Here is a 22,545-nt window from a genome sequence, read left to right on the forward strand (position 1 = left end):
GATGGCACGCAAGCCCAAGGCGCCGGTGGTGACCACGCCCAAGCGCGTGGTCCAGGTGGTCGAGCAGGGCCCGACGCGTGAGGAGCGGCGGGCCGCGAAGAAGCTGCAGGGGCGCTTCGCCCCCCGGCTGGGGTGGGGCGGCCGCTTCGGCGGCCGCGTGCCGGTCGAGGACTCCGGCACCGTCTACACCGGCCCCACCAGCCAGGCCGGCGGCATCTACCCGTGGCTGCTGGGCAGCGGCCTGCCGCCGCGCGGCGTGCCGGTCGGCCGGGACCTGCTGACCGGCGAGCTGGTGTGCATCGACCCGTCCGGCTGGACGGGCAAGCTGACCACCAACCCGGGTGTGTGGGTGATGAGTCAGCCGGGCGCGGGCAAGTCCGCCCTGGTCAAGCGCATGTGCATGGTGTATTCGGCGTACGGGTTCATGACCTGCGTGCCCGGCGACGTCAAGGGCGAGTACAGCGACATGATCCGCGAACTCGGCGGATCCGTGGTGCGCATCGGCGACGGCATCGGCCGCCTGAACCCGCTCGACTCCGGCCCGCTCAAGGGGCGCGTGCAGTCGCTGACGGCCGAGCGGCGCGAGGCCCTGCTGGACGTCCTCAACGGCCGGCGCCTGGAGACGCTGGTGGCGCTGCTGTCCACCAAGCACGGACTGGGCCGCGCCCCCAACGAGATCGAACGCTCCGCGCTGGACACGGCCGTCCAGGTCGCCTCCGCCGCCCAGGACTCGGGCAGCGACCCGGTCGTCGCCGACGTCGTGGCTGTCCTGCGCGGTGCGCCCGAGGAGCTGCGGACCAAGCTCGCCGCCGACGGCGAGCGCTACCAGGACCTGACCCGCAGCGTCATCGCCGGACTAGACAACCTCATCGGCGGCCCGCTCAAGGGCCTGTTCGACGGGCCCACGACCACGCCCCTGGACATCGGCGCCCCGGCGGTCTCGGTGGACATCTCCGCCCTGCGGGCCCGCGGCAACGACGTCGTCAGCGCGGGCATGATCGCCACCTGGGCCTACACCTACTCCGCGATCGACTCCGCCCGCAGCATCGGGCTGATGGACCGCTCCCTGGTGCTGCCGATGGACGAGATGTGGCGGGCCCTGCGCTCCGGCCCCGGCCTGGTGGACGCGATGGACGCCATCTCCCGCCTGAACCGGACCACCAACGACGTGACGATCTACGTCACCCACTCCTTGTTGGACGTCGAGGCTCTGCCCACCGAGACCGACCGGGCCAAGGCCCGCGGCCTGATGGACCGCTGCGACACCTGGGTGATCGGCGCCTCCTCCGAGGAGGAGCTGCGCCGGGTCACCGGCAAGCGCTCCCTCACCGAGCAGGAACGCATGATGATCGGCTCCTGGTCGTCGGCGACCAGCACCGGGCTCGACATCGACCCCACCTACGACGACGCCGACCACGCCGCCCCGGTCGAGGAGGAGGGCGCCCGGCACCCCGGCCGCGGCAAGTACCTCATCAAAATCGGCACCCGGCCCGGCATCGCGGCCGCGCTGGAACTGACCTCAACGGAGCTGCGGCTGTACCGCACGGACAACAACCGCCGCCGGATGACCGCCACGGGAGGCGGACGCTGATGATGACGGAGAACGACCGGGCATGGGCCGCCGGAGGCATCCTCCTCGGCGGCGCCGTGACGCTGTCGGTGTCGACGTGGTCCGGCGCGGCCGCCGGCGCTGTGCTGACCGGCGACGAGGCCGCCCCCTTCCCCACCTCCCTGGTGGGCGCGTTCCAGATGGTCACCGACTGGAGCTCGGCCTGGCCGCACTCGCAGACCGCCTCCATCATCGGCGCCACCGCGGCGGACCTGGCCGTCGTCGTCTTCCTCGTGTGGGGGCTGCGGTGGGCCTTCCGCTGGTTCAAGAACCCCTCCAGCCTGGCGACGCTGCACCAGGTGCGGGAACTGACGCCCAAGCAGGCCGCGCGCACCGCCACCCGGCTGCGCGCCTCCCTGAAAGAGGCCAAGCCCGCCAAGCTCCCGGCCCGCGACCGGGGCGTGCTGCTGGGCGACCACATGCCCTCCGGCGTCGAGCTGCGCGGCTCGGACGAGGACACCTACGTCGCCATCATGGCGCCGCGCGCCGGCAAGTCCACCTCGCTGGCCATCCCCGTGGCCGAAGAGGCGCCCGGCGCCCTGCTGATGACCAGCAACAAGGCCGACGTCTACGCCGCCACCCTCGCCAGCCGGGCGAAGGTCGGACACTCCTGGATCCTGGACACCCAGGGCGTGGCCCAGGCCGAGCGGCAGATGTGGTGGGACATGATCGCCCAGGCGGAGACGCTGGAGGGCGCCGAACGCCTGGCCAGCCACTTCGTCAACCAGATCACCTCGGAGCAGGCCGACCCCTTCTGGTCCCAGGCCGCCGGGGACCTCCTGGTGGGCCTGTTCCGCGCCGCCTACTGGGAAGGCGGCACCGTCCGGGACGTCATGCGGTGGCTGGCCGATCCGAGGGAGAAGGCGCCGCTGCGGGTGCTGTACTCCCACGAGCCCGTCCTGGCCGAGCAGGTCGACAGCTCCATCAACATCGCCGAGGAGACCCAGTCGGGCATCTACCAGAACGCCCGTACCGCCGTCAGCGCGCTGCGCGACGAGAAGGTCCTCTCCTGGGTCACCCCGGACAAGCACCACCCGCGCTTCGACCCCGAGGAGTTCGCTCTCAGCACGGACACCCTGTACCTGCTGTCGAAGAAGGGCGGCCCCTCCTCCGCCGTCGTCGCCGCCCTGGCCGACGCGGTGTTCACCGCCGGCGCCGAAGCGGGCGAGCGCCACGGCGGCCGCCTGCCCGAGCCGATGCGCGCCGTCCTGGACGAGGCCGCGAACATCTGCAAGATCGCCGACCTGCCCGACCTGTACTCCCACCTCGGATCCCGCGGCATCACCCCCTTCGTCATCCTCCAGAGCTACCGCCAAGGCGTGAAGGCGTGGGGCGAGGTCGGCATGGACGCCATGTGGAGCGCGGCCACCAAGAAGATCATCGGCGTCGGCCTGGACGACGCGAAGTTCGCCCAGGACGTCTCCACACTGACCGGCGCGCACTACGTCGAGCGCGGCTCCTACTCCAAGTCCAAGGACGGCCACAGCCGCAGCTGGTCCGAGCAGCGCGAGCAGGTCCTGGACCCGGCCGAGATCCGCGCCATGAAGAAGGGCACCGCCCTGCTGCTGGCCACCGGCATGCCGGTCGCGCAGATCAGCCTGCGCCCCTGGTACGCGGAGAAGCTCATGGCCCACATCGGCCCGCAGATGAAGGCCGAGGAGCAGGCCATCACCAAGCGCGCGGTCGCCGCGTACGAGGAGCGGAAGGCGGCACGCAGTGGCCGATGAACCAGACGAGGCGCCGAGGTTCGACGTGCCGGTCGGCATGTTCGAGGACATCGAAGACCTCAAGGCCCAGGTCGCCCAGCTCACGGCCCTGGTCAAGACGCTCACCGCAGACGGGGGAGCCGGGCCGGGCGAGGCCTTCACCGACGAGGAGGAGCCGGCCAGTGAGACGGCCGGGCAGGAGACGGAGGAGGAGCCGCAGTACCCGCCGTTCATCCTGCTGCTCGACCCGCCGCAGTACGACGACGAGCTGCGGGCCCTGATCGAGTGGGTCGAGGGCGTGCTCGTGCCCGGCTACCTCGGAGAGCCCTCGGCCGACGCCCGCTGGTGCCACCTGTGGTTCGAGCACCCCGTCGCCGTCGCCCGCCTGCACGCCTGCTGGCTCGCCTGGCAAGAACTCACAGACCCCGTGAGCTGCGGATACACCGGCCCCTCCGTATGGCACCGTGACCACCTGGACCCCGCCCTGCGAGAACTACGCGCGCCCACGGGCCCGTTCCAGGGCTGCACCAAGGGCGAGCACCAGATCAACCACCGCCTGCCCAGCCTGGTGCCCAGCGCCTGGGCCCATACCGAGGACTGAAGCCGATGAAAGCGGGTCGCGCGAGCGTCGGCGAAGGCTGTTGGCTAGGGCCTGTCTGACAAATGATCACCGAGAGTGTGCGTGCTCGGTGATCATGTGCCTTGCCGTCCTGACGCCAGCCAGTGATTCTGGGCAGGTGCCAGGACAGGGGAAAAGAAGGCGGCGGCAAGAGGACGCGCGGCAGCGGCTTGCTGCTCGCACTGCGCCGGCCGCGGGACAGTGGGAAGTGGTCGTTGAGACTCCGGACCAGGCGGAGATGCGTACGAGGTTGCGCCGTCTTCGGGAAGCCGGAGTCGACGGGTCGATGATCCGGATCGACACGCTGTGCGGACGCTTGACGGCACCGACTACCTACCGGCTGAGCCGTTTCGTGACGGACCCCGCGCGAGAGTGCGAGCACAAGCACTCTGATCATTGATCTCGTGGCTTGTCGAGGCGAGTTGACGGAAGCGGCGTGGGAGCGGATAGAGCCCCTGTTGCCGCGGGTGGATGGACGTGGTCGTCCGTGACGTGATCACCGTCAGGTGGTCAACGGGGTGCTGTGGCGGCTGCGAACTGGGGCTCCGTGGCGCGATCTGCCCGAGCGGTACGGGCCCTGGCAGACCGTCTACGAGCGGTTCGCCCGCTGGGAAGCGGATGAAACCTGGGCGAAGCTGCTGGAACACGTCCAGGTCCGCGACGACGCGGTGGGCCTGGTGGAGTGGACCGTCGCCGTCGACTCCACGGTCAACCGTGCCCACCAGCACGCCGCCGGCGCCCGCAAAAAGGGGCCACAGACGAGGACGAACTGGAAGATCCGGGCCGCTCGCAGACGCGCCAGGCCCTCGGCCGGTCCCGAGGAGGGCTGACCACCAAGGTCCACCTGGCCGTCGATGGCCGGGGCCTGCCCCTGTCCATCGTGCTCACGCCCGGCAACGTCAACGACGCCACCGCCTTCGGCCAGGTCCTCGACGGGGTCCGCGTTCCGAGAGTGGGCACCGGCCGCCCGCGCAGGACACCGACCCGAGTCCTGGGCGACAAGGCCTACTCCAGCCGGGCGATCCGGCACCTGCTGCGGTGCCGCGGCATCGCCGTCACGATCCCCGAGCGCCGCGACCAAGCGGCCAACCGCCGGCGCCGAGGGCGCCTCGGTGGCCGGCCGCCTGCCTTCGACGCAGAGGTCTACCGCGAGCGCAACGTGGTCGAACGATGCTTCGCACGCCTCAAGCAGTTCCGCGCGATCGCGACCAGATTCGACAAGCTCGCCGACCGCTACCGTGCCGGAGTCGTTCTGGCCTCGCTGATCCTCTGGCTCCGCGAAACCAGCTCGTGATCATTTGTCAGACAGGCCCTAGCGCGGGCGGCCTTTCGAGACACACGGGGGCACGCCGGGCGCCGTTTGCTCAGAGTTGGGCACGCCGCATCCGGATGACCCTCGGCAGAGGGGCGGCCGGCATTTGCGGGGAGGCCGAGGCGAAGGCCCGCACCTCATCGGTGCGGGCCTGGCCTGACGAGATGACATCGCCTGCGTGGTGCGGCAGTGGGTGCCTCACCCGCCAAGGGCGATACCCCGTAGGAGGTCCCGATCCTCGATCGGGTAACAGCGGTTCGCCCGCTCCCCGGGGCCGAACGATTTCAGCGCCTTCAGTTGCCTGAGTTCGGCGATGGCCTTCTCGACGGTTGCCCGGCCCAGGCAAAGGGCGTCCGCCAGGTCGGCCTGGCTCGGGCCGGAGGCGACCAACTCTTCCGTGGTGGTCATGACCAAGGCGCCGTCCTCACTTCTGGGCCTTATGACGTTCCTCCGCGTGGGCTCGGCCAGATAGTTCAGCACGGCTGCCACCCGCGCGGCCGGCGTTGCCCTGCTCGCGGTGTACAGCCGTTCCGTGAGGATGTGTCGCTTGGCCGCCATGCGTGCCAGCATCAGGGCGATCGCGGGGTCGCTCATCGCCAGCGCGTTCAGTTTCGAGTTCGGGACCTCCACGAAGACGCACCGGGACAGGGTGGAGCCCGAGATCATGTTCTTCGAGTTCGCGTTCACCCTCTCCTCGCCGTACGTGCTGGGCAAGACTGCAGTGCTGCTGATGCTCTCGAAGAGCATCAGCTCGCGCCACAGGCGGACTTTGCCGGCTTGGACGTGCTCCGACACTCGCCCGTCGACGAGGAAGAAGGCGGACTTCGTGATGGGGAGTACGAGGGGGCGGCCGCGGTTTCGCTGGCGGAGACGGGAGACATCGGTGAGGGCGTCCGCGGAGTAGTGCGGCAGCCCATGCAGGGCGAAGAAGTCAGTGATGGCCCTGGCCTCGCTTGCCCTTCGGCTAGTTGTCGCGGCCATCGTCAGTTCCCCGGGCCCTGAGGCGTCATCACCGGGGCGGGCAGGGTCGATGAGGAGGCAGCAGGCACCGTCGGGGAAACAGTGGTTGCCGGAGGGGCGGGGGCGACGACCTCGGCGGACGGGGACGCCGACTCGGTCAGGATGCGCACCACGGGCACCAGGGCTCCGACGAGGAGGGCAAGTGCTGCGAGAGCGGAAGCGATCCGGGCAGGCCTGGTTTCCAGGCGGCGGATGGCGTAGCAGGCGGCGGCCAGGACGATCCCGAAGATCAAAATGACCGCGACGTGGACATCGTTGAACACACGCGTCTTCTCTCAAGAGGCGGTCGAGCTTCGATCGAATGTCCGAAGCTCGACCGCGGGTTTTTTGGGAAACCTCGCTCTGACCAGTGACATCGGGACTGCGGCTAACAGTCCGTCACCGGCTGAGCGTGAATGTTACGCCATCGGTGTCACCCGGCCACAATTCGTGCTGTGGTGAGGGGTTTCCCTGTAAGTGACAATCCGAAGGACCGTCACGAATAAAACTCGGTTGGCTCCTGACGGCCCATATGCGGAGTCCGGAATACCGGCGTCCGGAAGGACTCAGCCGCCGCCGTTCCGCGGCCCGGCGAACGAAGAGGGCCCCGCCCAGTGGGTTGGGCGGGGCCCTCTCATGCGGCATCATCAACGGCCGCTGGAAGAAGTTGGGCCGGGGCCGTATCGGGGGAGCCACCCCCGACGGGCCGCCGGCCAGTGCTGAGCGAGGGCTCCCAAAAGCCGTGTGTCCAGCGCTGACTAGGAAACACCAAGCGCCCTCGTGAAAGTCCCTGATCTGAGGGCTTTTCCGTTAGGGATCAGTGAAAACCCCTCGCTGGAGGGATTCCACTCCCGTTTTTAAGGTTCCCTCACCTCATCTGGAGGAGCGCAGTTCGAATTGTGGCGTGTGCGCTCTCCATCGCAGACTCGGTACGCCCTCCGTCCATCTGATGGCGCCTGCGGAAGTCGGCAAAAGCGACCCGTGCGCCGCACTTCACGACCGCACCGCACCTTGCCGCCCAACGGTCTCGCCGACGCCTTGCCGTGTCCTGGCCGGGATAGGACCCGCCTGCTGCGCCGCCCCGGCAGGAGGCCGCGCATGCGGCCGTGCCCGTGCTGGCCGGCGAGAGTCGACGGTGCGGACCGACCCGAGCGGAAGCCTGTTACTCACTTTCGGGTGACGGCCTGACCTGCTGCGGGGTGGCGCATCCTGGCGGAAGAACTGCACAGCCCGGTCCTCGCAAGGTGTCCTCGGGGTGTCGTCGCGTCAACTTCGCGCCCGAGGCGAATAGGTGGGTATTGCATCTGAGAGTCATAGAAAGTTGGACAAGAGGTAACAGGGGTCATGTTTTCCCCACGGGTTCTCCATGCCGTGGCGAGAGTGTGTGTGCGGCCAGCCGGCCGCGATCGCACACCGCACCAACGTCCCCGGAGCAGTCACTGTTACTGGCCCCGGGGAGGGTGTCCGCACCGTGAGGGGACCTGATGTCCGCTTTCGCTTCTGTCACCGCTCGCCGTATCGCCGCCGCCGCGCTCACCGCCGGCGCCCTGGTCTCGGTGGTGACGCTGCCGGCATCCGCCGCCGACCACGCCCGCCCCGACCGTCCCAAGGTCCAGATCACGGCCGTCCAGTACGACTCCCCCGGGCGTGACGACCGCTCCAACCGCTCCCTGAACCGCGAGTGGGTGGAGATCACCAACACCGCCCGCCGCGCGGTCAATCTCGACGGCTGGACCCTCGAGGACGAGGACGGCCACACCTACACCTTCGACCGCTACCGCCTCGAAGGCCGCTCCACGGTCCGCATCCACACCGGCGTCGGCCGCGACCGCGCCACCGACCTCTATCAGGACCGCCGCCACTACGTCTGGGACAACCGCTCCGACACCGCCACCCTGCGCAACCACAACGACCGCCTCATCGACGAAGCCTCCTGGGGCCACCACCGCCACGGCGGCCACGGACACGGCCACGGCGGCGGCCACGGACACCGCTGACCGACAGCAGCCGGCGGTGAGCTGACCACCTCGCCGACGCGCTGACCTACCGGTGACGCCCCCGACCGTCGGGCCGGGGGCGTCACCGTGCCGGGTGGTCCGCCGCTCATCCCTAGCCGGACCCGGCTGCAAGTACTCGGTCGAGTGAAGCGTCATGGCGGGCGGCAACCCGCACCGGTAAGGCCTCGTCATGCCAGGCATGCAACCGATCAACGAAGCTCACGTGGCCCAGCCGGGTCTGGCCGTCGTCGAGGTGGCGGCGTGCGACGACCGGACCGCGTTCGCCATCCAGCAGCTGCTCGCCGGGCGCTGGGCGACCGCGACGGCCGACCGGACGACGCGGGTGCCGGGCGAGCCCGGTGTGCGGCTGCGCTGCTACCTGGACGTACGCCAGGAACTCGCCCCGCAGCGCTGAGACTCGCCTACTTAGGCGGTCGGTTCGTAGGCAACGTTCTGCAGCGGGCAGTCGCCGGCCAGCTGCCGCAGGGCCGCGAGCTCGGCGTCGTCCGCGGTCAGGTTCCAGCGCAGCTTGGTGGCCACCCAGTCGCCTGCGTAGCGGCAGTGCACGTCGGCCGCGGGCGGGAGCCACTGGGCGGGGTCCTGGTCGGCCTTGCTGCGGTTGGAGCGGGCGGTGACCGCGACCAGCGACGCCTCCTGGCCCTGGTCGTTGGCGTAGGCCTCGCGGTGCTGCGCGCTCCACGCCGAGGCGCCGCTGTCCCAGGCCTCGGCCAAGGGCACCATGTGGTCGATGTCCAGGCCGGAGGCCGAGGTGACGGTGACACCGTCGTAGTAAGAGAACCAGCTGCCGCCCTCCAGACGGCAGCCGGCACCGACCGTGGGCGGCTCGACGGCTTCGTGGAGGAGGACCTCGGCGCGGGTGTGGCAGCCGTCCGCTGGGTCCTGGCCGGCGTTCCAGTGGCGGAAGCTGTCGCGGGTATAGCCGTCACGCGACTCCGTCCCCAGCGACAGCCGGTCGACCGCGTCGGTCAGGGGCAGCGTGTCGGCGGCGTGGGTGGGCGAGGCGACGGTGGTGGACAGGACGACGAGGGCGGCGGCCAGGCCGCGCAGCACGAAAGTGACCATGCAGTCCTGATAGCGGTACCGGAAGGGGCGCTGTCGATGGATCCCTCCGAGCGCCGCCCATGTGGGTGGAATGGTCACACCGGGACGGCACCCGGCGGTCGGCCACGCAGCAGGGGCGTCCCCCCGGAGAGGCCGTACCCGTGGACAGGGCGCTGTGCCCTGCAGCAGTACCCCGACGAGGCGGTGAAACGCCTGAGGTGCCGACCGTAAGGCGTCGAACGACCCTGACGTTGGCATGGTGATCGCGTCACGCCGTCCCCCGTGCGGAAGCGCGAGCAGGACTCCGGGCACGCCTAGGTCATGAGCCCGGGTCCTGACCGAGCGCCCGGCCCGCCTTACGGGGCCGGGTGCTCTCGTGTGCGAGCCGGGTCAACGGTGGACACGAATGCAGGGACTGCCGGACGACTGCTTGGCCATCGCGCACAGCCATGTCCCGTGCGGGAAAGTCCGGTTGACCTTCCAGGAGGCAGCGGCGAGCCGGGTCATGCCGGCGTTGTGGAAGCGGGCCGTCTTCCAGCGGGTGACGTTCGACTGGCTGGCGGACGAGCCGGTGTGCCGGTAGACGCGGAAGGCCTCGTAGTTGCGTTGCTTGCTGCTGGTGACGGTGATCGTGTCTACGTGCAGGCCTCGGCCTTTCACGGAGATCGTCACCTCCTCGTTGGTGTCGTTCGCGCTCATCGGCACCGCAGCGGACGCCGAGGGGGCCAGCAGCAGGACGGTGGCCGCCGCGGTGACGGCCGACTTGATCGCAAGAGGTCGCATGAGCGGCTAACCCGCGCCTCGATCGAGCGGGTACGCGGCCAGGCTCGCAATCACTCACAGGAGCGATCAGAGACACCACGGGGACGTCCGGCCAGCTCCGCCTGAACCGTGAGCACCGCAACCGCGGGCTCGCGGGTCTCCGTCCTTCCCCTCATGACAGCCAACCGACGGCCGCGGCCAAGCGCGGATGACCGGGAGCTGCGGCTCTGGAAGGTCGGCCGGGCCCTGACCGTCACCTTCGTGGCCGCGGTCTTGGTGGCCGGTGGAGTCTTCTACGGCCTGGTGTACCTGCTGGACTTCCAGGCGATCGACACCACCAAGAAACTCGATGCCAAGACTCTCTTCGACCTGGTGAAGCTCTCCTTCGGCGTGGTCGCCGGGGCCGGCGCGCTCGTCGCCCTGGTCGTCGCCTACCGCCGCCAGCGCGTCGACGAGGCCGGCGCCCACCGCGAAGCCACCCGGCTCCACACCGAACGCTTCTCCCAGGCCGTCGAGCAACTCGGCTCGGACTCCCCGGCCGTCCAGCTCGGCGGCGTCCACGCCCTGGCCGGACTCGCCGACGACGCCCCCGATCACAGCCTGCGCCAGACCTGCATCGACGTCCTGTGCGCCTACCTCCAGCTTCCTTTCACCCCCGACCCCGGCGACGACCCCGCCCACCAAGACGAACACCACCGCTACCTCGCCCTCCGTAAAGTCCGGCACACGATCCTGCGCCTCATCGGCGACCACTACCGCCGCCCCCAGGGGACCCACCGCTCCTGGCAGGGCTACGACCTCGACCTCACCGACGTCATCATCGACGGCCCTATGAACTTCAGCGACGCGCTGTTCTCCGGCGGCAGGGTGTCCTTCGACGGCGCGAGGTTCTCCGGCGGCAGGGTGTCCTTCGACGGCGCGAGGTTCTCCGGCGGCAGGGTGTCTTTCAAGGGCGCGAGGTTCTCCGGCGGCAGGGTGTCCTTCGACGGCGCGAGGTTCTCCGGCGGCATGGTGCTGTTCGACGACGCGAGGTTCTCCGGCGGCACGGTGGTCTTCGACGGCGCGAGGTTCTCCGGCGGCACGGTGGTCTTCGACGGCGCGACGTTCTCCGGCGGCACGGTGTCCTTCCGTGGCGCAACGTTCTCCGGCGGCACGGTGTCCTTCAAGGGCGCGCTGTTCTCCGGCGGCACGGTGTCCTTCGACTTCGCGAACTTCTCCGGCGGCACGGTGTCCTTCGGCGACGTGCTGTTCTCCGGCGGCGGGGTGTCCTTCGAATACGCGCACTTCTCCGGCGGCACGGTGCTGTTCGGCGGCGCGACGTTCTCCGGCAGCATGGTGTCCTTCGGCACCGCAGCGGGGTCACCCCCGCAAGGGCTTCTTGACGCCGTGGGTACTCCCGTTCCTGCCGCAGTCGAACTTCCCTGGGCCTGGAATCCGTAACGCCCAGGGGGCGTAAACGGTCGTCTGCGCCCCCTTCTGTCGCGATTGGATGATCCAATCAGCCTTTACGGAAATCCCGTGATCAATCCAATGCGGCGTGCGGCATCTTTGCGCCTCCCCTTTTCGCCCCCGTAGAGTGCTCGGAACGGCCGTTGCTGCCCTGCGGCCCGCCCGCTCTCGGAGGGGACTCGATCGTGGACCGGCTCTATATGCGGCATTCGACTGACAAGCAGACGAATCTGCGGCAGAAGCACCACATGGACCCCTACCTCGCCAGTGGGTCGCCGGTTTACGAGGACCCGGCCACCTCAAGCCGCCTGCACCCGCTGAAGCGGCCCGGGTTTCAGCGCCTGCTCGACGAGGCGGCAGTCGGTGACGTCGTGCGCCTGGCGGACGCCGCGCGCCTCTTCCGCTCGGTCCAGGACGTGCTCGATGTCCGCGACGTTCTCCGGCGGCGCGGCCTGCATCTGCGCATTGCGTCCGGTGCCTGGTCCGGGATGGACCTCACCTCCGAGGACCCGATGACGAAACTGTTCGTCACGATGCTCGCCGGGGTGCTCGAATTTCAGCGGGACATGATCAGTGAAAACACGAGGGACGGCGTCGCGGCTGCGCGGAGCGCGGGCAAGGTCCTGGGCAGGCCAGCCCGCCTCAGCTCCGAGCAGGCCGCCGCCATCGTCGCCGCCTACCAGGACGAGGGCGCCGCGGTGAAGGCCCTCGCCCGGGAGTACAGCGTTGACCCCAAGGTCATCCGACGCGTACTCGACTCCGCCGGCGCACGCGACGTGCCGAGCGACCCGCGAGAGCTGCTGGGCGAGTTGGGCGGTGAGGAGAGTTCCGAGCCCGAGGCCTCCGCGCCTGCCGACCAGGTGGTGAGTATCGACGTGCCAGGCTTGCTCGCCGAACATCTGCAGGATGCGGCCGACGTCGTCGTACGGGACACGCTGCGTGGCGGGCGGACCATCCGGCGGGGCCAGGGCTACTCGCTGCGGGTGGCGGCACCGCTCAGCGTTCACCGGGCGGCTCTGGAGGTGTGTGCCGCTATCGCCGCCGACGGGGCGGCACCGGCGGTCCGGAAGGCCTACCGGGCCTACGCCGACCGCGTCGGCGCCATCCGTGGGCTGTGAAACAGATGTCCGATGTCAGTTCAGGACGACGAGGGGCCTGACAGAAGGTCAGTCGGCCGTCCTTCCTTTACCACGGCGGCGATCCGTGCCATGACCCGAGTATCCGCAGCGAGGTGTTCCGGGAGCTTAGTGCTCGGGGTGGGGCGGGCAGAGACCAGCTGCTCGACTGTCAGGTCCTGTACTTCCCTCAGGTCCGCCCTGGTCAGTTGGACCTCTGTCAGGTCCGCCCCGGCCAATGTGGCCCCTTGCAGGTGGGCCTCAGCCAAGCAGGCTCCTTGCAGGTGGGCCCCGACCAGGTAGGCCCCCTCCAGGTGAGCGCCTCCTAGGTCGGCCTCCTTCAGGACCGCCTCGATCAGATGCGCTCCCTCCAAGTGGGCGCCCCCCAGGTGGGCCCCCTTCAGGTCGGCTTTGATCAAAAACGCCCCCTCCAGGTGAGCCAGCACCAGGGACGCCTCTTGCAGGTGAGCCTCGACCAAGGTCGCCCAGCCTAGGTTTGTCATTGCAAGGTTGAGCTTGAAGGGCTCGTGCTCGTCACGATCCCGTGGCCGACGGCCGAGCACTGTCAGTGCCGCCTGTACCGGTTCGGTCGGACGCAGGTGCACATAGGGCTGAGTGTGTCCGCCTAGCAGCACGGCGACTCGTGCCGCCGCGGCCTGCCAGCGCTGGCGGGCGGGGGACAGAAGCCCGTGCACGCGGGGCTCGTACTGGGCGGGGGCATGCTCGCGAACGAATGCGCCAAGGATCTCAACGATGGTGGCGTGGTCCTTCGCTGAGTCCCGCATGATGCGCTCCAGCGCATAGATCCCGCCGAGTTGCTCGACGGGCTTGTCCGAGGCAATCTGCTCCACGGCTTTGCTGAACCGATCGGTGACTTGCCCCTCCCAGGTCAACTGCCTCTGATCAGAGTCTCTGCTTTGGGTCTGCTGCCAGGTCTGGTGGGTGTAGAAGAGGCCCACGACTGCTACCAACCCAGCACCCAAGGCCACAAGTGCTGTGCGCATCCCCGACACCGTGGTCGCCCGAGCCTGGCCCGTAGCCATGCCGTTGAGCCAGTGGTCATCGAGCAACCACGGGAGTAGCCAGATGGCCACGGTCCCCCCGGCCAATGTCAGCACCGCTAGACCAGCGACCAGCCGCCAGTTCGGCTTTGGGTTCGTCGTTTCCGTCATGCCCTCAGCACATCGCAAGTACCGAGGGGGACCTTCGGAAAGACATCGCTGCATGGTCTTTCGCGGTGCGAAGACCACCCGAGAGAATGCAAGGTGCTTGGTTATCTCGGGTGCCGAAGAGCGTCAGGCACGTTAGGCAGGTGCCCTTCGGACCCACATGCCTGACGGATATCCGAGGGGTGCCAGGCACGTTGGGCACATACGTGTCGGCCCCAACTTCATTTCGGCCGAAACGAGGTCGCAGGTTAGGCAGCCGATGCTCCCCGCACACCCGTCAGGCCCGGCTTCATCGGATCGGTGCGGGAGGTGCGCCTGGGACGGCTTCCCCGAACCCGGTGAGCTCCAGAAGTTGGCCGTCGCGTGTGCGGCGCCAAGTGACGCTGTTCGCATCGGTGAACTCGAATTCGACGGGGCGGGCGTAGGTAGAGGCAAACGCCTCGTACCAGCTGGCCTCGTCACTATCCACGGCCATCATGACGCGCTGCTTGGCTGGGATCATGAGGTGCCAAAAGTCCTCAAGGTCCCTCTGCCTCTTCACCCACAACCGGTAGATCGGCTGGTCACTGTCATTCACGAGCAGGATGGTGGGCTCGGCACCGTCGGGGAGGCTGATGAAGCCGTACACGAGCCGGGCCTGGGCTCGCCGCTCGTTCTGCCGTTGAGCTAGGTCTCGCCGCGCTTCCCGCCTGACGAGGGCGATTGCGGTAAATAGCGCACTGACGGTACCGACAGCGCCAGCGATGGTTGCCCAGGCGAGAATCCAGTCGGTCACCAGCGGGGTGGTGGTCACTGGAATAGGCATCATAGGAGCACCGTAGGCGCCGAATCTGTCGGGCTATGCAGGCCATCCCGCAGCATCACCCGCACGTCGGCCCGACGTAGCCGCACTGGGTAACGGCGGCACCAAGCCGAGGCGCCCCGCCGAACAGGAGTCCAGGAAGTGCTTCGGTCGAAACACTTCCTGGAGAGCCGCGCACTTGCCTTACTTGCCTGGCAGCGGATCAGGCTGTCTGACCTGCGCGAAGGGCCTTCGTCCCCCAGATAACCACCGTGGCGACCGTGCTCGATGATGAGCAGACCGCCGCCGTGGCGAAGCACTACCACGATGGGGGAGGTGTTTGAAGGTGTGCCCGGGACGTTCGTACGTCGCCGACGTTGTTCGGTTTATGCAGGTCAACGACGTGTACGGAGGCATGGTGGTGCCATGACCCAGATGACACCGCCGCCAGTAGGTCCCACATCGGGCGGCTCCGCGCCAGAGCCGCCGTTCCTATCCCTGCGCACCACCGTCGTCCTGCTCGCCGCGCTCGTCATCGGGCTGGTGGCCGGTGGCCTGACCGTCCTGACCGGGACGCCCGTTGCAGGCGCGGTGCTGGCCGGGCTGACAGCGGCCGGCTCCTCGGTGCCGGTGCTGCACTCCCTGATCGGGCGCAGCCCATGACCGGCCGCAGCCCGTCTGAGCGCCGAGACGTGCTGCGAACTGCGACTGGGCGGGACCCCCCGGGTCCCCTCCGGCCTTGCGTCGGGAAACTCCCCCTCATACGGGCTCCACACCCTCGTCGGAGTGATCCAGTGGGCAACGACCTCTCCAGCTCAAAAGCAACTGCATTGGCCGGCGAAGGCCCCCGGCAGCTACCCGCCCAAGCCTCGAGGGCAGCCGAGGAGACCAGCAGTCGTCAGCGGTGAGAAGCGCCCTAGCCGCGCGTGTTCTTGTGTCGGACAGTGGTGGCCCCATTGCTGCTGCACGGGCTCCATGCACCACTGGCAGAGCGGGGATTCGCCGTTGCCGTACTTCCAGGTCTTGCGCTGGCAGGAGCTGCAGGGGCCGATCTTGTCGCCGGGGCAGATGAGGGCTGAGGGGTCCGGCTCGGAGATCGGCGGGGGCGTGGTGCTCATGGCGGTCTTCCTTGTCCGGGCGGCCGCCACCGGTCGCCCGCTCGCCAGGGTAACCGGCCTGCGTGCACGCGCGTTCGAGCCGCGCGGACTCTGCAGCGGGGACTGTGCCGCCTCACTGTTCCGCCTCGAAGAGAGGGACCTCGTCCGGCCCGATGTCTGCCCGCAGGCGCAAAAGACGCACGGGGTGCCGTCATCGGCCTGCAGCGTCCCGAGCGACGTCGACGGCTACCTCAGCGACCACGTCCGGCACGACCAGGTGCACCAGCAGCGGGTCCCGCGAGCTCCAGCCGGCGGTGAAGGTGCGCCCCTTCCACGGGTGGCCGCTCGCCGCCGGGTGCAGCCGGTCGGCCAGGGCCCGCCAGGTGGCCGCTCCCAGCACTGTGGTGCGGCCGACGTACCGCAGGCGCCCGGCCTCGCTGTAGCGGCCCAGCAGCGCCGTGCTGGGCGCGGCCGGGCTGCCGGTGACCGCGCCGACCAATGCCTCCGCGGTGTGCCGCGCCTTGTACTTCTTCCAGTCGCTGCGCGAGCCTGGCACATACCGCCCTGCGAGGGACTTGAGGACCAGGCCCTCGATCCCGACCGCCGGGTAGTCGGCCAGCCACGCGGCCGCCTCCCCCGGATCGGTCGTGGTCGGGCACAGCGACCACGGTGGAGGCAGAGCCGCGGAGCGAAACAGGTCCTGCAGTACGGCCCGGCGCTCGCGGAACGGGCGGCCCATGAGGTCCCGGCCACGCAGACGCAGCAGGTCGAACGCGACCAGGTGCGCCGGGAACTCGGCGGCCGCACGCACGGCCCCCGCGCCGCGGCGGTGCATGCGCTGCTGCAGACGCTCGAACGCCAGCCTGCCCGCCTCCCACACGACCAGCTCGCAGTCCACGGCCGTGTCGTCCGGTAGGCGGTAGACCGCGTCAGCAGCCTCGGGGAACGCCCGGGTCAGGTCCGTGCCGTTGCGCGAGCGGACGGGGATACGGCTGTCTGCCCACCGGCCGGCGAGGGCGCGGTAGCCATCGAACTTCAACTGCGCCGCCCACCCGGGAGGCAACGTCGGATCGTTGACCGGTGCAGCGCGCATCGGCTCGGGCAGCGACCAGCTGGTCGAGGGCGGAGGCAGGCTCGACGTCTTCCCCCACCTGGTTCTCACTGCCGCTGCGCTCGCCCAGACGGTCGACGGTGCGTGCTGACGCTCGAAAGGGGACTCCGCAGGTAGAGGCTGGGTGGCTACGCCCCCTCCCGGTCACCCTTCGCGGCGCGTTCCGTTCGTCGCCGCAAGGGCCGAGAAGGGAAACCGCCGCCTCCCCCCGGCTTCCTCGTCGGAGAGGCGGCGCTGCGGTGTGCGACACGTAGGCCTTCCTGCGGCCATACGTAGGTGCGTGCGGTGACCGACGTCGAGCCCTCCAGGTCGACGAGTACCTGGTAGGCCATCCGTCCGTCGCTGTAATCGTGCCGGGCCGCCACCGTCGCCCACCGCCACCGCCCCTGCGACCAGACCCACAGAGCAGGAGGGTCGGTGGGCGGCCACGTCCATACCGTCGGCGCTGGACCGTCCGTAGCCCGCCACGGTCGAGCCGGGACCGGCTCCCTTCTTTCCTCGCTCACACGTTCGATCTAGGCCCGTTCGAAGAGGCTGCTCCCGTGTCGGGTGCAGCGGGCCATGCGCGGGCTGCCAGACTGCCGAAGTCACAGACTCCGGCACCTTCGGAGTCGCAGCCACCACGGCGCTGTCGGTCTCCGTGCACCCCAACCACCGCGGCGAGCACCCCGTCCCGCCCGGGACTCCCCTGGAACCGCGAGGCCTCTACCGCGCCTGGACCCGCGCCGTCGAGCAGACCAACGCCCAGATGGCCGGCAAACCCTCGTGGGTCCCCCTGCTCACCCGCATGGAGCAGCTCCGCCGCGGCGTCAGCCCGAAGACCTCCCCGGCGCCCCGGCAGCCCGACGCCGAACAGGCCGTCGTCCTCCCGGGCGACGTCGCCGCGTGCGGCCGCGCCCTGACCGAGGTGCGCCGCTCCGGCGAGCCGGACACCACCGAGGAAACTTGAAGCGCGGCTGTCCTGCCGCAAGGCCCTACGGCGGCGTGGGCCGAGGGGATCGAGCACGCGATGCAGCTGTCCGTACTCGTCGAGGCGGGCCTGACCGACACCGCCGACCTGACGGCCGCCGGGTGGGAGCCTGCCCTGCTCCTCGCAATCGAGCGAGCTGCCGGATGGGGTTGCCCCTCCAAGACCAAAGCTTCTGACCTGCCCATTTCCGGTAAGGAGTCCCGGAGTCCGGGACTCGCGGAGCCCGGCATTCGACGCGTGATGGGAGAAGTGCCAGATAGCCGAAGTGCGGCACTTCCGAAGTAACAAACTCCGGGAACAGGTTAGAAGGGCACTTCGACGGAGAAGCCTTCTGGGCGCCCGCGCCGAGCGGTGACCTCAGCTGCCCTCTTCTTCACGTCGTCGGGGCTTCTCCCATAGATCTGAGACAGGGCGTGGTCCAGGAACTCGACCCCCTCCAAGACGTCGGGAACGCGGAGCACGTCCTCGTGGCTGCCCACGTTCCCGATCCACTTCACGGCCAGGAGCAGGTCCGCAGCATCCGCGTGCTGCGGCAGGGCCTTCTTGAACTTACTGATGCGGGCGTGAAGGTCGAGCCGGTCTACCTTGCCCTTGGCGTTGAGCTGCTTGCGGATGACACCCCGGTCGTCCATCAGGGCTTCGACCGCCGCCCGGATCCTGTTCGCGGCAGCGCTGGGGTCGAGCCAGAGGATCTTGGCCGCGGCGTCCACTCGCTCCCCGACCTCCGGGGGGCAGAGCTTGCGGTTTTCGAGCAGGGGCAACGCTGGCAGGAACAAGGTGGGCGTCCACCAGGTCTCGTACTGTTCGCCGCGCCGACTTGAGCCACCCACGCTCATCTCCCCGATGACGCGCACGCGATCACACGTCTTCTTCCGGCACGTGAGAACGCCGTGGAAGCCACCGTGGATCCAGTCTGGTTCCCACGCCTCGTGGATCGTCCAGGCCTGGCTGGTGGCCGACTCCTCCGACACGAAGGAGTCGGGGTCCGGGAGCAGAACGCCTCGCGTGCACGTGGGGCACGGGATGGGGGGCCAGTCCTCCAGGTGATCCCCCGAAAGGCCTTGAGAGATGACCCTAAGCTCCCGGTTCAAGATGTTCGTCATGACGTCACATACTGCCAGCCACAACAGCCCTTTCGAGAGGGAGATTTCAACACTGGGAGACCGACGTTCCGGCAGGAACGAACAGCCCCGGCGCTCTGCGCCGACTGCTGTACCGACGCTCCCCGAGGTCGGGCTAACGTCACCGTGATCGGCCGCGGCGGTCGTCTCGTTCCGGCTGCTGATGCCTGGCGGCAGGTCCGGACTCAGGTGGCCGTTGACGCCTGATGTCGGTTGGCCGGTGCGGCCCTTCGCGGTGCCGGGAGGATGCCGGCGTAGCCGCGGACGCCGCCCGCTCCGACGCAGACGACGCGGGTGCCGTGGCGGGCCAGGGTGGTCAGATGTCGCCGCTCCGTCGTGGCGCACTCATGCGGTTGTTGCGGGTGCGAGGTTGAGCAGTCCGGCGCCGTACGGTTTGCCGCGGCGGATGCCGCGGATGACGGCGTATCGGAGGGTGTCGGGGTCGGTGATGGTGGCGGTGCCGTCGTAGCGGAGCAGGCTGTGGCGCATGCGGGGAGCGCCTTGGCCGCGGGGGCGGGTCATGCGGGACGCGCTGTGTGGCGGGCGGACCCTCCGGCGGGCCAGAGGCACTCGCTGCGGGTCAGCGCCACCAGGCGGTCCTGGAGGCCTGAGATGGTTGATCTATCTGGCCAGATAATCTTCGGGCCCCGGCGGTCCCCTTTGAGGGGACCGCCGGGGCCCGCGTTGTCATGCGTCCGCGCCTCCGTGGTGCACCTGGTGCTGCGACGAGGGCAGGAGGACGAGAGCTGGCGGTGCGCAGTGTGAGGCGGATGGTGGGCCGTCCCGCAGGTGCCGGTGAGCGCCTGCGGGACGTTGCCCAGGGCTATCTGCTCGGTCCCCGGCGTTGCTCGGGTTCGGACGGCTGGTAGCCCTCGGTCGGCGGCCGCTGTGATGGCTTCGCTCCTCCGCCAGCCGACGGCCGCCTGCCCGTGGTGGTGCTGCGGGAGCGTGCCGCCGCCGTCGATGGCCTGGCCGGTGCGAGCCGGGCGCCGGCGGCGGGGGTCAGCAGCGGGCGGGCCTGGGCTTCGATGGTGGCGAGACGGGCGGGCCATTCGCCACCGAGACCGCGGCTTGCCTCGCGCAACCGCAGCTGTGTGGCGACGAAGCCGGTGCTATCGGTGTCGGTCCAGGGGCGGGCGCGTTCGCTTTCGAGGCTCTGCCGCAGGGCCGGTGGGTTCGTCCAGGCCCTCGTCTCGTCCAGGGTGTTGCTGTAGCGGGGTTTGGCCTCGCCGCGTCGGTATACGCTGGCCAGGTCGACCAGCGTGCCGGTGTCGACGCGGTCGGCCAGCTCGAGGATGCCGCGGTAGGACTCGTCGGCGTTGGCCTGCACGGTGAGCCGTCCCTGGCCGCGGTCGGCGAGCTGCTCGAAGTACCGGGCGACGATGCCCTGGTTGCTCATTGCCTGCGGCACCCCCATGAACAGCCCCTCGATGCGTGCGCCGGCGGCCCGGTAGGCGCGCATCTTCTGCTCGACGGCCTCAGCGTTCTGGGAGGTCTCCTGGATGATGGCGTGCAGGCCGTGGTCGCGGACGTACTGTTCTGCCTGCGCCATCCAGGCCCGTCCGTCGGCGCGGGTGTAGGCGGCCATGAGGGTGTCGTCCTGGGCCATCAGCTCTGCGTACGCCGGGTGGTACGGCTTGTAGAGGTCGCTGTCGACGTCCACGAAACCGCCGTGCCGGTTGAGCTGGGCGGCGACCATCTCGGTGACCCGGCTCTTGCCGGCGCCGGGCTGGCCGACGAGAAAGACGACCGTAGGCGTCTCCTGCGAAGCGCGGCCCTGGAGCAGGTCGGGCACGATCCGCTCGCGGAAGATCCGCTCGTTCTCCTCCTCGGGCAGTCGGTGCCGTTCGACTTCCGCGGGGTCGATCACGCGATCCCCGCCAGGACCTCGCGGGCGAGCTGTGCGTAGCGGGCCCGGGCTGCTGCGATCTGCTCGCGGTCGGAGGAGTTCAGGCCCTCGCGTTCGCGGGCCAGCTGCGTCTGTGCGGCGCGGGCGGCCTCGATGACGCTGTGGTCCGGGACGGCCTTGGCCTCCTCGGCGGAGATGACCGCGCTGTAGGCGCCCACCGCTCCGTTGATCGCCTCGATCGCGGCTTCGTAGGCCGCCGTCTCCTCGTTGGACCACTCGTGCGGTTCCAACTGGTCAGTGATGGAGATGCCGTTGAGCATGCTCTTCCCCCTTACGTGTGCGTAGTGCACATTGTCGTCGGGCACGGGCGGGTGTTCGACTGCCTTTAGGTTCCAGGTGACCCACTGGCCGTTCTCGATCGAGCCGACCATCACCATGGGGGGACGGCCGTCCCCCCTCTGCTCCTCCTCTGCCAGCCACTGCCGGGTCGCGTGGACGATCGAGGCGTCGGTGAACTCGAATGCCTCCACGGTCAGGTCGTCCTCGAGCTGGTAGGCGGCCACCAAGCAGTCGAAGTGCTCCTCGGCGGTGGCGATGAAGGAGACGTGTCGGCGGGCCGCGTCGGTGATGCGGGCGAAGCGGACGGCGGGCAGGAAGTCGTGCACGAGGGCTCCTGTCACAGGTGGTCGTAAGGTTCGGCGGCGAAGGTGCCGTCGCCAAGGGGGATGTCGGTCAGCTCGAAGCGCTGCGGGCGGCCGTCCACCCGGTGGGTTATGACGGTGCCGGGGGGCCGGGTCGTCTCGTACTGCCGGGGGGCGCCGTCCGGGCCGACGGTGCGCAGCAGCGTGTAGTGGCGGAGCGTGCGGGACTCCTCCGGCGCAGCGCACGCGGCCGCCCGGCGAATCGACAGGCGGCGCCATGCGGCGGAGGCGAGCGCGATCAAAGCGGCGGCGCCGATGGCGCTGAGCAGGTCGGGCACGGCGTCGATGAGCAGCGACATGGTTGCCTCACTCCGCGAGGTGAACGGAGCGGACGGCGCTGCGGGCGGGGAGCACGGGTGACCTCCATCAAGCCGGTACGGCCCGCCGATTAGCCGGGCCGCGCCGACTGTGCGGGAGCGCGGGGTTAGCCCCGCAAGTCCCGGCCGTCACCGGTCCCTGTTTGCGTCGAACGTCACGCGCGGCACGTCGTCCGTCGATCCCCAGCCGGGCGCGGGGGCGAGCGCGCTGGGGGCGTCACCCGCCCAGGCGGCTCCGGCTTCGGGCTCGGTGCCCTTGTGCGGGGTGGCCAAGCGCACGAGGGCCTCTCGGAAGACGGGCAGCACGTCGTCCTTGTCCATCCGGTAGGCGATGTTCTGGTGCCAACTGGGGTTGTCCGGGTTGGACACCGGGGTGATCGGCGCCGGGGTGCCCTCTGGCCACCAGCCCGCCTTCACGCCGCGCGGGACCGCGCGGGATAGGGCGACCGTCGGACCGTTCAACCGGCCGATGACGGAGCGGAGATGGTCGGCGTCGAGGTAGCCGTCGCCGTCCACGATGACCATCTCGGCGAACCGGCGGGCGCCGGCGGGGAGGGAGCGGAGGTAGCGTTCGGCGCGGTCGACGGTCCACCCGGTCTGTACGGTGGCGACGCTTAGCTCCGCGCCCTGCTGCGCGGCGAGCGCGAGCACCTTCTCAGCGAACTCCTCGCTCGCGCCCTCGATCGTGATCTTCACTTGTAGCCTTTCGGCAGATTCTTACCTGGTTCTCCCTGGTCTTCACGGGCAGTGTGTCCTCCCGGGCCCCCTCCGTCTAGACCAGCGAGAAACTAGCGAGAAT

At 69.5% G+C, this 22,545-nt stretch carries 23 protein-coding genes and 1 pseudogene; 11 read left to right on the forward strand and 13 right to left on the reverse strand.

The window, feature by feature from the left end; all coding sequences use genetic code 11:
• The first annotated feature begins 1 nt into the window (after position 1).
• The 4 genes and pseudogenes from ACFYWG_RS33215 to ACFYWG_RS33230 all read left to right on the forward strand — a co-directional run bounded on the left by ACFYWG_RS33215 (position 2) and on the right by ACFYWG_RS33230 (position 5,250).
• The gene (locus ACFYWG_RS33215; RefSeq protein WP_383503130.1) at positions 2–1,591 is read left to right on the forward strand and encodes an ATP-binding protein; all 1,590 of its coding nucleotides are present in this window, start codon (positions 2–4) and stop codon (positions 1,589–1,591) included.
• The gene (locus tag ACFYWG_RS33220) at positions 1,591–3,336 is read left to right on the forward strand and encodes a type IV secretory system conjugative DNA transfer family protein (protein ID WP_383503132.1); all 1,746 of its coding nucleotides are present in this window, start codon (positions 1,591–1,593) and stop codon (positions 3,334–3,336) included. The genes ACFYWG_RS33215 and ACFYWG_RS33220 overlap by 1 nt, the downstream gene beginning before the upstream one ends.
• Complete coding sequence (locus ACFYWG_RS33225) at positions 3,326–3,916, forward strand: DUF4913 domain-containing protein (protein WP_383503134.1); 591 nt, start codon at positions 3,326–3,328, stop codon at positions 3,914–3,916. The genes ACFYWG_RS33220 and ACFYWG_RS33225 overlap by 11 nt, the downstream gene beginning before the upstream one ends.
• Before the next feature lie 422 nt (positions 3,917–4,338).
• Positions 4,339–5,250: pseudogene (locus tag ACFYWG_RS33230) on the forward strand (IS5 family transposase).
• A gap of 194 nt (positions 5,251–5,444) precedes the next feature.
• Here the strand turns inward: ACFYWG_RS33230 and ACFYWG_RS33235 are convergent.
• Both ACFYWG_RS33235 and ACFYWG_RS33240 read right to left on the reverse strand, forming a co-directional pair.
• A complete protein-coding gene (locus ACFYWG_RS33235; protein WP_383503136.1) occupies positions 5,445–6,227 on the reverse strand; it encodes a hypothetical protein in 783 nt (260 codons plus the stop codon).
• Between the two features lie 2 nt (positions 6,228–6,229).
• On the reverse strand, positions 6,230–6,529 hold the full coding sequence (locus ACFYWG_RS33240; RefSeq protein WP_383503138.1) for a hypothetical protein: 300 nt from the start codon (positions 6,527–6,529) through the stop codon (positions 6,230–6,232).
• Between the two features lie 1,200 nt (positions 6,530–7,729).
• Between ACFYWG_RS33240 and ACFYWG_RS33245 the strand changes: the two genes are divergently transcribed.
• A complete protein-coding gene (locus ACFYWG_RS33245; protein ID WP_383503140.1) occupies positions 7,730–8,242 on the forward strand; it encodes a lamin tail domain-containing protein in 513 nt (170 codons plus the stop codon).
• 190 nt (positions 8,243–8,432) lie between these two features.
• Entirely contained in the window at positions 8,433–8,657 is a 225-nt protein-coding gene (locus tag ACFYWG_RS33250) for a DUF6207 family protein (RefSeq protein ID WP_383503142.1), read from the forward strand.
• Positions 8,658–8,668: 11 nt separating this feature from the next.
• On the opposite strand, the gene ACFYWG_RS33255 is transcribed toward ACFYWG_RS33250, so the two are convergent.
• Together ACFYWG_RS33255 and ACFYWG_RS33260 are read right to left on the reverse strand one after the other, a co-directional pair.
• On the reverse strand, positions 8,669–9,325 hold the full coding sequence (locus ACFYWG_RS33255) for an HNH endonuclease family protein (RefSeq protein ID WP_383503144.1): 657 nt from the start codon (positions 9,323–9,325) through the stop codon (positions 8,669–8,671).
• A 369-nt stretch (positions 9,326–9,694) separates the two neighbouring features.
• Positions 9,695–10,087 carry a hypothetical protein gene (locus ACFYWG_RS33260; RefSeq protein ID WP_383503146.1) on the reverse strand — a complete coding sequence of 131 codons (393 nt, stop codon included), beginning with the start codon at positions 10,085–10,087 and terminating at the stop codon, positions 9,695–9,697.
• Between the two features lie 153 nt (positions 10,088–10,240).
• Between ACFYWG_RS33260 and ACFYWG_RS33265 the strand changes: the two genes are divergently transcribed.
• Positions 10,241–11,506, forward strand: coding sequence for a pentapeptide repeat-containing protein (locus ACFYWG_RS33265; RefSeq protein ID WP_383503148.1), 1,266 nt, complete (start codon positions 10,241–10,243; stop codon positions 11,504–11,506).
• Positions 11,507–11,700: 194 nt separating this feature from the next.
• Positions 11,701–12,633 carry a recombinase family protein gene (locus ACFYWG_RS33270; protein ID WP_383503150.1) on the forward strand — a complete coding sequence of 311 codons (933 nt, stop codon included), beginning with the start codon at positions 11,701–11,703 and terminating at the stop codon, positions 12,631–12,633.
• Between the two features lie 20 nt (positions 12,634–12,653).
• Here the strand turns inward: ACFYWG_RS33270 and ACFYWG_RS33275 are convergent, their stop codons facing one another.
• Complete coding sequence (locus ACFYWG_RS33275) at positions 12,654–13,802, reverse strand: pentapeptide repeat-containing protein (protein ID WP_383503152.1); 1,149 nt, start codon at positions 13,800–13,802, stop codon at positions 12,654–12,656.
• Positions 13,803–14,088: 286 nt separating this feature from the next.
• Positions 14,089–14,592, reverse strand: a complete 504-nt coding sequence (locus ACFYWG_RS33280; protein WP_383503154.1) for a hypothetical protein — start codon at positions 14,590–14,592, stop codon at positions 14,089–14,091.
• A gap of 414 nt (positions 14,593–15,006) precedes the next feature.
• On the opposite strand from ACFYWG_RS33280, the gene ACFYWG_RS33285 reads away from it, so the two are divergent.
• Entirely contained in the window at positions 15,007–15,243 is a 237-nt protein-coding gene (locus ACFYWG_RS33285) for a hypothetical protein (protein ID WP_383503155.1), read from the forward strand.
• 645 nt (positions 15,244–15,888) lie between these two features.
• Here ACFYWG_RS33285 and ACFYWG_RS33290 read toward each other — a convergent pair.
• Complete coding sequence (locus ACFYWG_RS33290; RefSeq protein ID WP_383685783.1) at positions 15,889–16,770, reverse strand: ATP-dependent DNA ligase; 882 nt, start codon at positions 16,768–16,770, stop codon at positions 15,889–15,891.
• On the opposite strand from ACFYWG_RS33290, the gene ACFYWG_RS33295 reads away from it, so the two are divergent.
• On the forward strand, positions 16,751–16,879 hold the full coding sequence (locus ACFYWG_RS33295; protein WP_383503159.1) for a hypothetical protein: 129 nt from the start codon (positions 16,751–16,753) through the stop codon (positions 16,877–16,879). The two genes, ACFYWG_RS33290 and ACFYWG_RS33295, sit on opposite strands and share 20 nt — an antisense overlap.
• Before the next feature lie 549 nt (positions 16,880–17,428).
• Positions 17,429–17,737: a hypothetical protein gene (locus ACFYWG_RS33300; RefSeq protein WP_383503161.1), complete on the forward strand. Its 309-nt coding sequence runs from the start codon at positions 17,429–17,431 to the stop codon at positions 17,735–17,737.
• 323 nt (positions 17,738–18,060) lie between these two features.
• On the opposite strand, the gene ACFYWG_RS33305 is transcribed toward ACFYWG_RS33300, so the two are convergent.
• From ACFYWG_RS33305 to ACFYWG_RS33330, 6 genes are all read right to left on the reverse strand, one after another.
• Entirely contained in the window at positions 18,061–18,861 is an 801-nt protein-coding gene (locus ACFYWG_RS33305; protein WP_383503163.1) for a DUF4145 domain-containing protein, read from the reverse strand.
• A gap of 363 nt (positions 18,862–19,224) precedes the next feature.
• Complete coding sequence (locus tag ACFYWG_RS33310; protein WP_383503165.1) at positions 19,225–19,401, reverse strand: type I-E CRISPR-associated protein Cas6/Cse3/CasE; 177 nt, start codon at positions 19,399–19,401, stop codon at positions 19,225–19,227.
• A gap of 301 nt (positions 19,402–19,702) precedes the next feature.
• Positions 19,703–20,749, reverse strand: coding sequence for a zeta toxin family protein (locus ACFYWG_RS33315; RefSeq protein ID WP_383503167.1), 1,047 nt, complete (start codon positions 20,747–20,749; stop codon positions 19,703–19,705).
• A complete protein-coding gene (locus ACFYWG_RS33320) occupies positions 20,746–21,393 on the reverse strand; it encodes a hypothetical protein (RefSeq protein ID WP_383503169.1) in 648 nt (215 codons plus the stop codon). The genes ACFYWG_RS33315 and ACFYWG_RS33320 overlap by 4 nt, the downstream gene beginning before the upstream one ends.
• Positions 21,394–21,404: 11 nt before the next feature.
• Complete coding sequence (locus tag ACFYWG_RS33325) at positions 21,405–21,728, reverse strand: hypothetical protein (RefSeq protein WP_383503171.1); 324 nt, start codon at positions 21,726–21,728, stop codon at positions 21,405–21,407.
• Positions 21,729–21,875: 147 nt separating this feature from the next.
• A complete protein-coding gene (locus ACFYWG_RS33330; protein ID WP_383503173.1) occupies positions 21,876–22,442 on the reverse strand; it encodes a hypothetical protein in 567 nt (188 codons plus the stop codon).
• Positions 22,443–22,545: the final 103 nt, after the last annotated feature.

This window comes from Streptomyces sp. NPDC003456 (genome assembly GCF_042878735.1).
Lineage (GTDB): Bacteria > Actinomycetota > Actinomycetes > Streptomycetales > Streptomycetaceae > Streptomyces.

Bases quoted from the DNA above. Each gene is read 5' to 3' on its own strand.
- ACFYWG_RS33285 (WP_383503155.1), top strand. From the start codon at position 15,007: ATGACCCAGATGACACCGCCGCCAGTAGGTCCCACATCGGGCGGCTCC.
- ACFYWG_RS33255 (WP_383503144.1), bottom strand. From the start codon at position 9,325: ATGGTCACTTTCGTGCTGCGCGGCCTGGCCGCCGCCCTCGTCGTCCTG.
- ACFYWG_RS33245 (WP_383503140.1), top strand. From the start codon at position 7,730: ATGTCCGCTTTCGCTTCTGTCACCGCTCGCCGTATCGCCGCCGCCGCG.
- ACFYWG_RS33305 (WP_383503163.1), bottom strand. From the start codon at position 18,861: ATGACGAACATCTTGAACCGGGAGCTTAGGGTCATCTCTCAAGGCCTT.
- ACFYWG_RS33310 (WP_383503165.1), bottom strand. From the start codon at position 19,401: ATGACCCGCCCCCGCGGCCAAGGCGCTCCCCGCATGCGCCACAGCCTG.
- ACFYWG_RS33235 (WP_383503136.1), bottom strand. From the start codon at position 6,227: ATGGCCGCGACAACTAGCCGAAGGGCAAGCGAGGCCAGGGCCATCACT.
- ACFYWG_RS33260 (WP_383503146.1), bottom strand. From the start codon at position 10,087: ATGCGACCTCTTGCGATCAAGTCGGCCGTCACCGCGGCGGCCACCGTC.
- ACFYWG_RS33275 (WP_383503152.1), bottom strand. From the start codon at position 13,802: ATGACGGAAACGACGAACCCAAAGCCGAACTGGCGGCTGGTCGCTGGT.
- ACFYWG_RS33250 (WP_383503142.1), top strand. From the start codon at position 8,433: ATGCCAGGCATGCAACCGATCAACGAAGCTCACGTGGCCCAGCCGGGT.
- ACFYWG_RS33215 (WP_383503130.1), top strand. From the start codon at position 2: ATGGCACGCAAGCCCAAGGCGCCGGTGGTGACCACGCCCAAGCGCGTG.
- ACFYWG_RS33220 (WP_383503132.1), top strand. From the start codon at position 1,591: ATGATGACGGAGAACGACCGGGCATGGGCCGCCGGAGGCATCCTCCTC.
- ACFYWG_RS33325 (WP_383503171.1), bottom strand. From the start codon at position 21,728: ATGTCGCTGCTCATCGACGCCGTGCCCGACCTGCTCAGCGCCATCGGC.
- ACFYWG_RS33265 (WP_383503148.1), top strand. From the start codon at position 10,241: ATGACAGCCAACCGACGGCCGCGGCCAAGCGCGGATGACCGGGAGCTG.
- ACFYWG_RS33290 (WP_383685783.1), bottom strand. From the start codon at position 16,770: ATGCGCGCTGCACCGGTCAACGATCCGACGTTGCCTCCCGGGTGGGCG.